General features: G+C 51.4%; 8 protein-coding genes and 3 pseudogenes. 6 read left to right on the top strand and 5 right to left on the bottom strand.

From position 1 onward, the window contains the following. Positions 1–383: 383 nt before the first annotated feature. Positions 384–1,532 (top strand): Na+/H+ antiporter NhaA, encoded by a 1,149-nt coding sequence (gene nhaA, locus HMPREF3143_RS14955; protein WP_011977829.1) that lies wholly within the window; start codon positions 384–386, stop codon positions 1,530–1,532. 353 nt (positions 1,533–1,885) lie between these two features. Here the strand turns inward: nhaA and HMPREF3143_RS14960 are convergent, their stop codons facing one another. Together HMPREF3143_RS14960 and HMPREF3143_RS14965 are read right to left on the bottom strand one after the other, a co-directional pair. Next, entirely contained in the window at positions 1,886–2,218 is a 333-nt protein-coding gene (locus HMPREF3143_RS14960) for a DMT family transporter (protein WP_004118538.1), read from the bottom strand. Between the two features lie 131 nt (positions 2,219–2,349). Beyond that, a complete protein-coding gene (locus HMPREF3143_RS14965; RefSeq protein WP_004118540.1) occupies positions 2,350–2,907 on the bottom strand; it encodes a recombinase family protein in 558 nt (185 codons plus the stop codon). A 160-nt stretch (positions 2,908–3,067) separates the two neighbouring features. Here HMPREF3143_RS14965 and HMPREF3143_RS14970 point away from each other — a divergent pair, with 160 nt between their 5' ends. Continuing rightward, complete coding sequence (locus HMPREF3143_RS14970) at positions 3,068–6,076, top strand: Tn3 family transposase (protein WP_004118541.1); 3,009 nt, start codon at positions 3,068–3,070, stop codon at positions 6,074–6,076. Between the two features lie 32 nt (positions 6,077–6,108). Here HMPREF3143_RS14970 and HMPREF3143_RS14975 read toward each other — a convergent pair. Continuing rightward, positions 6,109–6,315, bottom strand: a pseudogene (locus HMPREF3143_RS14975) (hypothetical protein); the annotation flags it as partial. A gap of 889 nt (positions 6,316–7,204) precedes the next feature. Next, a complete protein-coding gene (repA, locus tag HMPREF3143_RS14980; protein ID WP_045409001.1) occupies positions 7,205–8,218 on the bottom strand; it encodes a plasmid replication initiator RepA in 1,014 nt (337 codons plus the stop codon). A gap of 652 nt (positions 8,219–8,870) precedes the next feature. Here repA and HMPREF3143_RS14990 point away from each other — a divergent pair. The 4 genes and pseudogenes from HMPREF3143_RS14990 to HMPREF3143_RS26420 all read left to right on the top strand — a co-directional run bounded on the left by HMPREF3143_RS14990 (position 8,871) and on the right by HMPREF3143_RS26420 (position 11,462). Next, on the top strand, positions 8,871–9,137 hold the full coding sequence (locus HMPREF3143_RS14990) for a type II toxin-antitoxin system TacA family antitoxin (RefSeq protein WP_007869691.1): 267 nt from the start codon (positions 8,871–8,873) through the stop codon (positions 9,135–9,137). After that, positions 9,125–9,610 (top strand): GNAT family N-acetyltransferase, encoded by a 486-nt coding sequence (locus HMPREF3143_RS14995; RefSeq protein WP_013087269.1) that lies wholly within the window; start codon positions 9,125–9,127, stop codon positions 9,608–9,610. The genes HMPREF3143_RS14990 and HMPREF3143_RS14995 overlap by 13 nt, the downstream gene beginning before the upstream one ends. 206 nt (positions 9,611–9,816) lie before the next feature. Beyond that, positions 9,817–11,162: pseudogene (locus HMPREF3143_RS15000) on the top strand (ISNCY family transposase). A gap of 168 nt (positions 11,163–11,330) precedes the next feature. Beyond that, the gene (locus HMPREF3143_RS26420) at positions 11,331–11,462 is read left to right on the top strand and encodes a hypothetical protein (RefSeq protein WP_255409921.1); all 132 of its coding nucleotides are present in this window, start codon (positions 11,331–11,333) and stop codon (positions 11,460–11,462) included. 212 nt (positions 11,463–11,674) lie between these two features. Here the strand turns inward: HMPREF3143_RS26420 and HMPREF3143_RS24990 are convergent. Further along, positions 11,675–13,013: pseudogene (locus HMPREF3143_RS24990) on the bottom strand (IS3 family transposase). Positions 13,014–13,082: the final 69 nt, after the last annotated feature.

Consider the following 13,082-nt stretch of genomic DNA (forward strand, 5'->3'; position numbering starts at 1 on the left):
ACCATAGATTCCGTTTTCTGAGACGACCCCTACTTCACTGCTGGTACACGTAACCGGCTCCATTCTGATGACTGCCCTGGGTTTTTTTGTCGTCACATGGCTGCTGTGAGCGTGTGGCTGATGACGGATAAAAATGCCCCTGCCTGCGGCAGCTTTACAGGGCTTTACCTCTTCCGCCTGAAGCGGGCCGGACGTTATGATAAAATTAACGTCACGCTAATTCGTTAATTTATCAGCAATTAATTATCGTATTTTTTATATCTTCAGCGTAGCTCAGCCGGCTTATCCTCTGATAACCAGCGGTTGTATATCAGGGGAAGGCCTGTTTTTTTTGAATAAAGGGAGGGAGTGTGTCAGAAATCCCAGACAGAAATAAAAAGAGGATGTCAGAAGTGCCATCTGCATTTTTCAGCTCGCCCGCAGCCGGCGGCATCGTGCTCATCATCGCCTCAGCAGCCGCTATCATCGTGGCTAACTCTCCGCTCAGGGAGGGATATGAGGTATTCCTGAAATACAACGCCGCCGGCCTCTCCGTTGAGCACTGGATAAACGACGCCCTGATGGCCGTGTTCTTCATGATGGTCGGCCTGGAAATCAAGCGCGAGCTTCTCACCGGTCAGCTTGCCACCTGGGGCCAGCGCGCGCTGCCGGGATTTGCCGCGCTGGGCGGGATGGCCGTGCCTGCGGCCATTTACGTATGGTTTAATGCGGGCAGCGATGAAACCCTCGCTGGCTGGGCAATTCCTGCCGCCACGGACATTGCCTTTGCGCTCGGGGTACTGGCACTGCTGGGCAGTCGCGTACCTGCCTCGCTGAAAATTTTCCTGTCGGCGCTGGCTATTCTGGACGACATGGGCGCAGTGGCTATTATTGCGCTCTTCTATACCAGTAATATTTCGTTTCTGATGCTGGCCGGTGCGGCGGTCACGGTTGCTCTGCTGTTTATCATGAACCGTGCCGGGATTACCCGGCTGTTTCCCTATCTGCTGGCGGGGGGCGTGCTGTGGTTTTTCATGCTTCAGTCCGGGGTGCACGCCACCATCGCGGGTATCCTGCTGGCGCTCTTTATCCCGCTGCGGGTAACCGATCCGGATAAACAATCCCCTCTTGCCCGGCTGGAGCACGGCATCAATCCGTGGGTGACGTTTCTGATACTGCCGCTGTTTGGCTTCGCAAATGCGGGGGTCGCGCTCTCCGGTATGACGGCTGATGACCTGATGTCGCCGGTACCGGTCGGCGTTGCGCTGGGCCTGTTTGTTGGCAAGCAGGCGGGCATTTTCGGCCTGTCGCTGCTGGCCGTCAGCCTGGGCCTGGCAAAACGGCCTGAAAAAAGTACCTGGCTGCAGGTTTACGGCGTATCGGTCCTGTGCGGAATAGGGTTTACCATGAGCCTGTTTATCGGCAACCTGGCGTTTGCAGAAAGCCCCCTGTTGGTGGACGAGGTCAAGGTGGGGGTACTTGCCGGCTCTGTACTGGCAGCACTGGCGGGTATGCTGATACTGCGCTTTTCTCCTTCGCATCCTTCCCGGTAACGCATTCGGGTCCGGAAAATCCCCGTGATGACGGGGATTTTTATTTCCCTGCAAACTTATTAATCAACAGGGCCACCTTCATTACCGTCGGCATTTATTCAGGTGCTTATCATCACACTGGTGCCCGCATTTATAGTTTGCCGAAAAAATTCGCACCGTTAATCATGCAGGTACAAACAAAAAGCAGTCTTTTTGTCAATCATGGCAACTTTTCCTGGCCGCCCCCGGTTATGTCGGTTCTCTCGCCTGTTATTAATGTAGCGGGTAATGTCCCATTTCAAAAAGGGGAAAGGGAGAGGCATGCTGATGTCTAAAATCAGAATGCCCCCGGAGTTCTGTTTATGGATGAGAACCTACAGCTGCTTGTGTCCTGCCAGAATTTTCAGGCCAATGATACCCGCCAGAATCAGTCCGAAACAGGCAATGCGTAACAGGCCCTTATCTTCATTTAAGTAAATTATTCCGTACGCTGCTGTCCCTAAAGCACCAATCCCGACCCAGACCGCATAAGCGGTTCCTACAGGAATAGTCCGTGTTGCCAGGGACAAAAAGTACATGCTCACACCGATAAATGTCAGGCAAAAAATACTGGGGTAGATCCGGGTAAATCCCTCAGTCCGGAGCATTGACGCGGCATAAAAGACTTCGGCTATGCCGGCAATCACCAGATACATCCATCCATTCATAAAACTCCTTTAACGGCTCATCAAAACCAGCAATATTGTGGGCAATGTTAACTCTGTTTTTAAGCAGGGGATCATCAGCATCAACCGCGAAACCCTTTCCGGCACAGGAAAAAATCGCTGCCTGCGTCGGGTTAACTGCCTGGGCCCAGTTTTTTTAACCTGAAATAGGTGGCCCTGGATATGCCGGTTTTCTCCATCACCAGTTTAATGGGCGTTTCGTGCCGGATAAGCTCCAGTGCGGCGGCCGATTTGTGATGAGGTTTCCGTCCAAACCTGACGCCTGCCGCCATGGCGATGACCCGGCCTTCGTTTGTGCGCTCCAGGATCCGCTCCCGCTCAGCTTCAGCAACGGCAGCAAGGATCTGAATGACCATTTTACCCATCGTGCCTTCAGTACTCAGTCCATTCTCCAGAAACCGGATGGCTATTCCCTTTTTATAGCAGGCATCAACAATGTGGATCATATCCGCTGTGTTGCGGCCAAGCCGGTCCATTTTGGTACACATGATAATGTCATCTTTTTCGGCACGGGCAAGCAGCCGTTGTAACCCTTCACGTTCGTCCGTGGCGCCCGACATCATGTCAGTAAAAATCCGGTCATCTCTGACGCCTGAAGATTTCAGCTCCATGATCTGCGCCGTCAGTTTCTGATGGCTCGTTGATACCCTTGCATATCCCAGTAATGCCATATTGGTCTCACAAATCGATACTGATACTGCGTAGTATCATAAAGCATAAAACACGATTTTTGATACTCATGTAAGCACGCACTTTAAAAGGTCTCAAAACTTATAATATCTGAGACTATCAAAATTTGAGCAGAGCGATACCCTTACGAAAGGATGCGGGATGAGTGACGGTTTTCTGACCAGTGAACAGACCGAAAACTACGGACGGTATGCCGCCGAGCCTAACGAGGTTCAGCTGGCCCGGTATTTTCATCTTGATGAACGCGATCTTGTTTTTATTAATCAGCGCCGGGGGAAACATAACCGATTTGGGATTGCCCTTCAGCTAACCACGGCCCGTTTTCTGGGAACCTTCCAGACCGATCCCTTGCAAATACCTCCCGGCGTCCGAAATTACGTTGCATTACAGCTGAACATTCATCGCCCTGAGATCATGGCCCGATACGCCCAGAGAGAGAATACCCGTTGGGAGCATCAAAGGCTGATCAGGCAACACTCTGACTACCATGATTTTGGCGATTTCCCCTGGTCGTTCAGACTGAAACGTCTGCTTTATATCCGCACATGGCTCAGTAACGAGCGCCCCGGTCTGATGTTCGATTTTGCCACGGCATGGTTGCTCCAGAATAAAGTATTGTTGCCCGCAGCCTCAGCGCTGACGAGGCTCATTGGCGAAATTCGTGAGCGGGCAAGCAGGCGTTTGTGGCGCAGACTGGCTGCATTACCTGACAGCTGGCAGACTGAGCAACTGGCCGGTCTGCTTGTCATACCGGAAGGACAGCGGGTTTCCGTGATGGAGCAGATACGAAAAGGGCCCGTCAACGTCAGTGGTCCGGCCTTTACTGACGCACTTCAGCGCTACACACGCCTGCGCAGCCTGGAGTTTTCCCGGCTGAATTTTGCCGGGCTGCCTGCAATTCAACTCCGCAACCTGGCTCGTTATGCTGGCATGGCTTCGGTAAAATATATCGCCAGAATGCCGGAGGAACGGCGGCTGGCCATCCTGACCGCGTTTGTTAAAGCACAGGAAATTTTGGCACTCGATGAGGCTGTCGATGTTCTGGATCTGCTGATCCTCAATATCACGCGTTCAGCGAAGCAAACCGGGCAGAAAAAACGGCTCAGAACGCTCAAAGATCTTGATCGCGCGGCGCTACTTCTGGCACATGCATGTACGCTTTTACTGGATGATAAAATGGATGACGCAGCGCTGCGTCAGACTATTTTCAGCCACGTACCAAAGAACCGGCTGGCGGAATCCGTAGGTAAAGTCAATGAGCTTGCCCGCCCGCAGGACACAAATTTCCAGGATGAAATGGTCGAGCAATATGGACGGGTTAAGCGCTTTCTGCCAGCGATGCTGCGTGATTTACATTTTCAGTCTGCCCCTGCCGGCGAAAATACGCTATCGGCCATACATTACCTGGCCGAACTGAGTGGTTCGAAAAAACGCCTCCTGGAGAATGCGCCTGAGCAGATCATTACAGGTCCCTGGAAACGTCTGGTGTACGACTCCGAAGGCCGGATACAGCGTGCAGGATACTCATTGTGCCTGCTGGAACGCCTTCAGGATTCGCTGCGTCGCCGCGATATCTGGCTGGAGAACAGCGATCGCTGGGGCGATCCGCGTCAGAAGTTTCTTCAGGGGAAAGAATGGCAGGCTCAGCGGATCGCCGTATGCCGGGCGCTTGGACACCCCACCGATGGTGGAAATGCCGTTAAACAGCTGGCAACCGAACTGGACGAAACCTGGAAAACGGTGGCCTCACGCTTTGAGCTGAATGCTGCCGTGAGCATCTGTCATCAGGGTAAATATCCGTCCCTGACCATCAGCAGTCTGGAAAAACTGGAAGAACCGCAGCCGCTGATTCTTCTGAACAGCCGCGTCAGGCAGCTGGTCCCCCCTGTTGATCTGACAGAGCTGCTGCTTGAAATTGACGCCCGGACTGGTTTTACCCGCGAATTCACTCATGTGAGTGAGTCTGAAGCCCGTGCTCAGGATCTTAACATCAGCCTGTGTGCCGTACTGCTCGCTGAAGCCTGCAATATCGGACATGAACCGCTGATCAAACACAGTATTCCGGCACTGACCCGCCACCGTCTGAGCTGGGTAAAACAAAACTACATTCGGGCTGAAACGCTGGTCAGCGCTAATGCCCGGTTGGTCGATTTTCAGTCCACGCTGGAACTGTCTGAGCGCTGGGGCGGCGGAGAAGTGGCTTCTGCAGATGGGATGCGCTTTGTCACTCCTGTAAAAACGCTGAACTCTGGCCCTAACAGAAAATACTTTGGCTCAGGGCGTGGGATCACCTGGTACAATTTTGTTTCTGACCAGTATTCCGGCTTTCACGGCATCGTTATCCCCGGTACGTTGCGTGACTCTATCTTTGTGCTGGAAGGGCTTCTGGAGCAGCAGACGGGGCTGAATCCGGTGGAGATTATGACGGACACTGGAGGGTCCAGCGACATTATCTTTGGCCTGTTCTGGCTGCTGGGCTACCAGTTTTCGCCCCGCCTGGCAGATGCCGGTGAGGCGGTATTTTGGCGTGCAGATAAAAATGCGAACTACGGGGTACTGGATGAGCTGGCGCGGGGATGCGTTGAACTGTCAAAGATAGAAACCCAATGGGATGAAATGATGAGGGTTTCCGGTTCTCTGAAGCTGGGTACAGTCCACGCCTCAGAACTTGTGGGCTCGCTTTTAAAAAGTTCCCGTCCGTCAGGGCTGGCGCAGGCGATTATGGAGGTGGGACGGGTCAACAAGACGCTGTACCTCCTCAACTACATTGATGATGAAGAATATCGTCGCAGGATACTGACTCAGCTTAACCGGGGAGAAGGCCGTCACGCCGTGGCAAGGGCGATCTGTTACGGCCAACGTGGTGAGATTAGAAAACGTTACCGTGAGGGGCAGGAGGATCAACTGGGTGCGCTGGGGCTTGTCACTAACGCAGTTGTATTGTGGAACACGCTTTATATGCAGGAAGCGCTATCACATTTGCGCAGCGCTGGTGAGATCCCGGAAGACGAGCATATCTCACGCCTGTCGCCACTGATGTACGGTCATATCAACATGCTGGGACATTATACGTTCACGCTGCCGGAAAATATTCTGAAGGGAGAGTTGAGGCCATTAAATTTCAATTCAAACAATGAATTATTGCCTTAACGTGGTTTTTTACACGATTGAACCTCGAACCCCTCATCCGTTTTCGCCCGGCGTGCGGCCTCAAACTGGGCCATGATGAATGCCCTGATCTCATCCACAAACTGAATCCGGATGAAACCATCCTGGAGATGCATAGCCGCCACCGTGTTGGCCGTATTCACCAGTTTCCGGGCCTCCAGGTTGATCATGGTTTCGGCCCAGGCACGGGGATTCTGGCCGGGTAAAAGCAACGTGTCCATTTTATCGCCTCGCTTATCTGTTTCTGAAAGCATATTCCCGAAACGAGTTTTGACAACAAAAAAAGGGCACGCTGCCCTGCAGAACTCACTGATGCCGCATCGCGGCATGGAGGCGCCAGCTGAAGCCAGACAGGGAGAGAAAGTCGACGGGCGCCGTGACCGGCGTAAGCCGCTGCGGTTTGAAAGGTTCTGCCTGTCCCATCCCTTACCCTGCAAAGCCATACCCGCGAACCGCCACGCCTGGTAGTGACGTGCGCGGTCGGAGTGAGCCCGTCGAGGCCAGAGGCCGTTGACGGGCTGTATCTCCGCGTTAGCGCCGTGAGGCGCTTACGAGCGTGTATAGCGGGCTTGTCGCGACGCTAACTGCAGCGGCTCTGATTTCTAGTTACAACATCCCTCTTAAAGCGAGGGGGTTCCGGCCCTTTGGGCCGGGGCGGCGTCGGTTTAGCAGGGGTTAGGTATGTATGCGGTGCCGGGTTCTGGCCAGAAAGGGGCCCGGCGCTTGCGACGGGAGGTACTTTTGATTTTGTTCTGAGCGTGAGGCCGTGAGGCCGCTGCATGCGAAGGCATTTTTCGTTATCCACAGAGTGACTGCAGACAAAGATCTACTCTGGAATGAAATGAACAGAGAGATAAAAACGGTGAAGTAAGACTGTTTTGCGGAATGTCTTTTATTCGTTTCCGGGTTACTTCACTTATTCGTTTGCGGATTTCTGTGTAAAAAAAAGAGACAGTGGCCACTGGGGGCCATAACGACAAGCAGAACGTCATGGTGACCGGAAGGAGAACGGAGTGAAGGTTGAAAAATGAGCAGAGTGGCCGAAAAAAACCAGCACGAAAAGCCCCGGTGAGGGGCCCGTAAACAAGAAGACTGTTGTGTCGTCTGTGACTAGTCCAGGGGAGAAAGCGCCAGATCCAGCTGGTAAAGATGCTGGATGGCCAGAGCCTTCAGGCGCTCAGATGTGCACCAGTACGCTTCGTCAGGCGGGAGGGTGCGGTAAATCCATTCAGACATTGCATGGAGTCGTTCATCTGCCGGCAGCTTAATCAGATTGTTGGCACGTTTACGCTCCGCGCCTTTTTTGCGGCGGTAAACGAGTGCCTCCCGACGCTTACGGCCAGACCAGCATTTCCGCGCAGAGTGGGCCTGAACATCATCATGTTCGCTCATCACTCCTTCCCGGATCAGCTGCTCACGCTCGGCGCTCTGACGGAGCTTCTTCTCCTGCTCTTTAAACAGCTTGTCCATATCGACGCCCAGCATCTGGAATCCCACGGGGGTTATATAGACATACGTTGGCAACCAGGTGCGGGATTCACGATCCCAGGCGCGTTCTTCTGCGAGGCCCAGAACGCCAAACCGTACCTGTTCCTCAATAAGCCGTGAAAGGCGTGACACCGTCACCTCCGTTTCAGGAATGACATTGCCTTTTGCGTCCTTTGCACTGAGTTCTTTTGCAAGACGGGAGATACACATGCCGACGGTATGCTTGCCGGCATCACAGAAGCTGATGAGCACTGGCCAGAGCGCATCGAGCAGGCGCTGACGTTCCGGACGGAAGCCATATTTACGTCCCGCCTTACGGCGGCCGGCGACATAGAGAGGGTGACGAGAAACATGCATGCGCAGGCTGACCTGCCCAGTTTCTTTGTCTTTTTTCACCAGGCGATTGTAGGCATGACCGAGCTGTCCGGAGAGCTTTTTATAATGCTCCGGGCGATACCAGGCCGGGTTCTCACATTTGGCTTTTGTGGAATGCTCACCGCGTTTGCGGCGGGTCAGTTTTTTGACCGGTGCAATGAGGAAATTACCCTGAGTGCCGGCATCGACATCCTGGCAGAAACGGGTTAGCTCATCTTTCGGTAGATCTGACCAGTGAACAGAAATCTGATTGTCATTCACGGCGGCCTGTTCTTATGGCGGCCGGGTGTTGTGTTATGTGGTGCATGCGTTATAATCCTTCACAGGCCACGCGCCTGCTTTTGGACCCCCTGATATCTGTGTCTTCCGCCAAGATGATGACAGATGTCGGGGGGTTTGTGCATTCAGGCTCCGGGAAATCCCGTTACCTGCTCCTGAACGTTTTACTGGACACGTCCTGTCCCTGTCTGTTTCCGGAAGTCCGCATTTCTTCCGTAAAACCATCTTTTGCCACCCGCCTGCCTCACCACAAAGCAGTCAAACCGTCAGTTTGAGTTAGGACACAAAAGTAATCTGAATCAACAATCTGTCCCACCACAAGACGATCGCTGACGATCCGAATACTACCTTCTCATCAGTAACTTTTCCAGATGTTAGACCAGATAACAATCCATAGTTTTCATGCTAATTGTCCGGATGAGACTGCTAGCAAGCATCGCACGCAGTAAATTCAGGGCGTTGGGTTTGATTTGGTAGGCCAGAGCAAGGAAAATAATTTAGAGGAAGAGCTTTACCTAATAGTTGCAAGTTGACTCTTTCGTATGTTCACTGCACTTAAAAAACCGTATAGCTTTTGCTATACAGAATCCATATGATATGCTTGTAAAGCAATCGCTATACAAGGAGCGCACTCATGAAATCAGATGTTCAGCTCAACCTTAGAGCTAAAGAATCTCAAAGAGCACTTATTGATGCTGCAGCAGAGATTCTCCATAAATCACGCACGGACTTCATCCTGGAAATGGCATGTCAGGCTGCGGAGAATGTGATCCTCGATCGTCGCGTATTTAATTTTAACGATGAGCAGTATGCAGAGTTTATCGATATGCTCGATGCACCGGTTTCGGATGAGGCGGCTATTGATAAACTTCTGGCAAGGAAACCTCAGTGGGACGTGTAACAGCACCAGAACCATTATCCAGCTCCCATCAACTAGCAGAGTTCGTCAGTGGTGAGGCAGTACTTGATGACTGGCTTAAACAGAGGGGATTAAAAAACCAAGCTCTTGGTGCAGCACGAACGTTCGTCGTTTGTAAAAGAGACACTAAACAGGTTGTCGGTTTTTACTCTCTGGCCACCGGCAGCGTTAACCACGTGGAAGCAATGGGAAGCCTCAGGCGCAATATGCCAGATCCAATTCCCGTAATCATACTTGCTCGCCTGGCAGTTGATGTTTCATACCGTGGCCAAGGGCTCGGGGCCGATTTACTGCATGATGCAGTTCTGCGCTGTTACCGTGTAGCTGAGAATATAGGAGTCCGTGCGATTATGGTTCATGCACTGACTGAAGAAGCCAAAAACTTTTATCTTCACCATGGCTTTAAGGCATCACAAACTCAGGAACGGACATTGTTTTTAAAGTTACCACAGTGAGGTTTGAGGAAGAAAGGGGCTTGTTCGATATTTAAGATATTGATTTATAATGATTTTACTATTGAATTTAACATAATCTTTGTTATGCGAACCGGCTTTGTAACTGCAATATTCTGATGTCACTTTTAACCCATTTAGTGATGTCACTTTTTCTGGCATAAAGGATCCAATCCTCAGGCCATGGAGACATCAGGATGCTTGTGACCATGTCAGATAAAGAACTCAGCCGGATCAACGTCATTCAGTCAGTTGTTGATAAACGCATGCGCCGTCGTGATGCTGCTCATCAGCTTGCTCTGACCGAACGTCAGACACAGCGGTTAATGAACCGTTTTCGTGAGTCTGGTGCCGCAGGTCTGGCAAACCTTCGGCGTGGACACCCCGGTAATCACAGGCTTCCTGAGTCACTGAAGCTGCGTGTACTTTCTTTACTTCACGATAACTACAGCGACTTTGGACCAACGCTTGCCGCAGGAAAATTGCGCGAACGCCATAACATCACGGTGTCTGTTGAAACGCTCAGAAAATGGATGACGGCTGAGGACTCTGGGTCCCATACTCACGTCGCAGGCCACGTGTTCATCAACCCAGATACCGGCGTGACTGCCTCGGAGAACTTGTTCAGATCGATGGTTCCCCGCATGACTGGTTTGAAGGACGTGCCCCCAAATGCTGCCTGCTCGTCTTTATTGATGACGCGACTGGTCGCCTGATGCACCTTCGCTTTGGTGAGACTGAATCAGCCTTTGATTACATGATGGCCACCCGCGAGTATCTCGAGCAACACGGCAAGCCCCTTGCGTTCTACAGCGACAAGCACGGCATTTTCAGGGTCAATAATGGTGGTTCAACCACAACCGGTGTTACCCAGTTTGGCCGCGTGCTTTCTGAACTGGGGATCGAACTGATTTGTGCCAACAGTCCGCAGGCTAAAGGCCGCGTAGAGCGAGCAAATCAGACACTTCAGGATCGGCTTACCAAGGATATGTGTCTCGAGGGAATCAGCAGTATTGAAGCAGCCAACGCCTGGCTGGATACCTTCATTGCCGACTTCAATCGTCGCTTCGCAAGACCAGCAAAATACCCCAAAGATCTGCACCGAACCGTGGCTGAAAGCAACGAAGAGCTGGATGATATCTTTGCCTGGCAGGAACTGCGTAAGCTGTCTAAAACGCTGACATTCCGCTATGACAAAATGATATATCTGGTTGAACCTAGTGAAGAAAATACTCGCATCGCTGGCGAAAAAATAACAGTCTTCGACTATCCGGACGGCACGCTGGCATTCAAATACGGTTACCGTTCACTCAAATATCAGGTGTTCGACAAACTGGAATGTGTCGACCAGGGGCAAATCGTTGATAACAAGCGTCTTGGGGCTGTTCTGAAACTCGCTCAGGACAAGATGGACGAACTGGAGCGGGACGGGAAACGGGACCGTAGCAAGAAGATGCCTAAAAGGCGGGCACAGGCCCGGGTGCAGGAACAAGTAAGAGCTATCAATCCGGTGCTGGCAAACCCAGCGGAATTCAGGGCCAGCCTGAAACGTTAGTCCCCTGCTCTTTTTGGGCTTATGTAGCGAATTTAACCACCGCTATGTGATGAAGTGCAAACTTCTGAAAAGACGCCGGTTGGTTTTATGACTGGTAACCCTCATTACAATCTTGGTATCACTACCACAGCATGCAAGTTTAAATCTGTTTTCACTCAGGAGATTTTTATGGGCATTAAAACTGGTCCAAAACCAATCGCTAAATCAACTGGAAAAGAAGATAAACGTCAGCGTGTAACGCCGGAGAATAAACCAAAGCATCCCGGCCTGAAGGAACACGACCATAAAAAAGGCGAATAACAGCTTACTGATATAGCCTCTCAATCACAGGCATGGACGTCATTCATGCCTGCTTTCCTCTGCAAAAACTATCTTCCCTTTCGTTCTGCAAGCTATTTTAGGTGACATTTGAAACTGGCTAAATGAGGTGACATTTTAATCTTGCAATAACAGGCTTTGTTAGAACCATTTAGTAATGTCACTTTTGGGGCTGCGGATGTTTTCCTGGACTGTTATGTTGTGATCCCAAGATGCTGCCGGTACTTCACAGGACTCATTGCACCTAATGATAGCTTGATACGTTTCTCGTTATACCAGCGTATGTACCTGTCCAGGAAGCAGATAAATTTTTCCAGCGTGATACCCGCCCAGTCTCTGCCATAGAACATTTCGTTTTTGATACGCCCGAAGAAGCCTTCACACGCAGCATTATCCGACGAGCATCCTTTGCGCGACATGGACCTTATAAGTCCGGAGGTGTTGATACGCTCGAGCCAGCCCGGCCACCGGTAATGGCCACCACGATCGCTGTGTATCACCGGTTTATCATGTTCGTTGAGCGTATTTTTCCGGTGCCGGACCGATTTCGCCACAGTAAGAGTTATATCGTCGTCGCCTGGTGCGCTTAACAACGAGCTGCTCTTCTGCCATCAGTCTGCGGACAACCTTTTCAGAAATAACCCTGTTGTTACTGCGAAGCATCGCGTGAAGGCGCCGGTAGCCGTAACAGCGGTAATTCTCCTCAAAGATATCGGCCATGATCACGCGTATTTCCGCATACTTATCGTACAGACGTTTGCTGGCTTTGTGGTAAAAATAACAGCTGCGGGCAAGTTGCAGAACGCTTAGCAACTCAGCAACGGGGTACTTTTTCTTAAGGGCATCAACTATCAGGGTTTTCTCCCTGTTTTTCAGTTTCAGAAAGCTGATGCCCAGATCTTTTTTTATCAGTTCATTCGCCTTTGTCAGTATGTCACGTTCGAGCTGCAGCTGATGAACCTGCTTCCTGAGACGCTGGATTTCACCGAGTAAAGTATCCTGATTTTTATCCTGAGGGGCTGCCTTTCGTTTGCGCATGGATTGATAAGCCTCGTCACTGATAAGGTCTTTCTTCCATTTGTACAGGACCGGGACGCTGACGCCTATGCTTTGTGCAACTTTACGCGCGGTTCCACGTCGGTTACAGAGCTCCCGGACGGCCTGAGACCTCTCTTCCGGGCTGAAGCATTTGCTTGTGCCTGAGCGAATGACCAGGGGACGCGCATTTGGGTAAAACTCTTCAATCCAGCGCTTTAGAATTTCGTTACTGGGGTAGCCGATGGCTCGGCGAGTGTACGACAGGCAACCACCGTGAGTAAGATAATGCTCAACAGCAGCAATTTTCTGTGTACGTGAATAGCGTTCTCTTGGTTTTAATTCCCTGGGTAAATCGCCCTTCTCTTCATAAATCCGAACCCAACGGCCCAGCTGTTTTGTGGAAGGATATCCCAGCTCCATGACGACAACGGAGGCATTCTTTCCGTACCGGTAATAGAGTTCGACGGCCCGAATCCGGTCCTCGTATGAATGCATAAATTAACTCCTGAAGGTCCAGGAATTTGTCCACATGAAGTGGTCAACAAAAACTGGCCACCGCGTTAG

The sequence above is a fragment of the Enterobacter sp. HMSC16D10 genome (genome assembly GCF_001807145.1).
GTDB lineage: Bacteria > Pseudomonadota > Gammaproteobacteria > Enterobacterales > Enterobacteriaceae > Enterobacter > Enterobacter roggenkampii.

Excerpts from the sequence above, each read along its gene's own strand:
- nhaA (WP_011977829.1), top strand. The coding sequence starts at position 384 with ATGTCAGAAGTGCCATCTGCATTTTTCAGCTCGCCCGCAGCCGGCGGC.
- HMPREF3143_RS14990 (WP_007869691.1), top strand. The coding sequence starts at position 8,871 with ATGAAATCAGATGTTCAGCTCAACCTTAGAGCTAAAGAATCTCAAAGA.
- HMPREF3143_RS14970 (WP_004118541.1), top strand. The coding sequence starts at position 3,068 with ATGAGTGACGGTTTTCTGACCAGTGAACAGACCGAAAACTACGGACGG.
- HMPREF3143_RS14960 (WP_004118538.1), bottom strand. The coding sequence starts at position 2,218 with ATGAATGGATGGATGTATCTGGTGATTGCCGGCATAGCCGAAGTCTTT.
- HMPREF3143_RS26420 (WP_255409921.1), top strand. The coding sequence starts at position 11,331 with ATGGGCATTAAAACTGGTCCAAAACCAATCGCTAAATCAACTGGAAAA.
- HMPREF3143_RS14965 (WP_004118540.1), bottom strand. The coding sequence starts at position 2,907 with ATGGCATTACTGGGATATGCAAGGGTATCAACGAGCCATCAGAAACTG.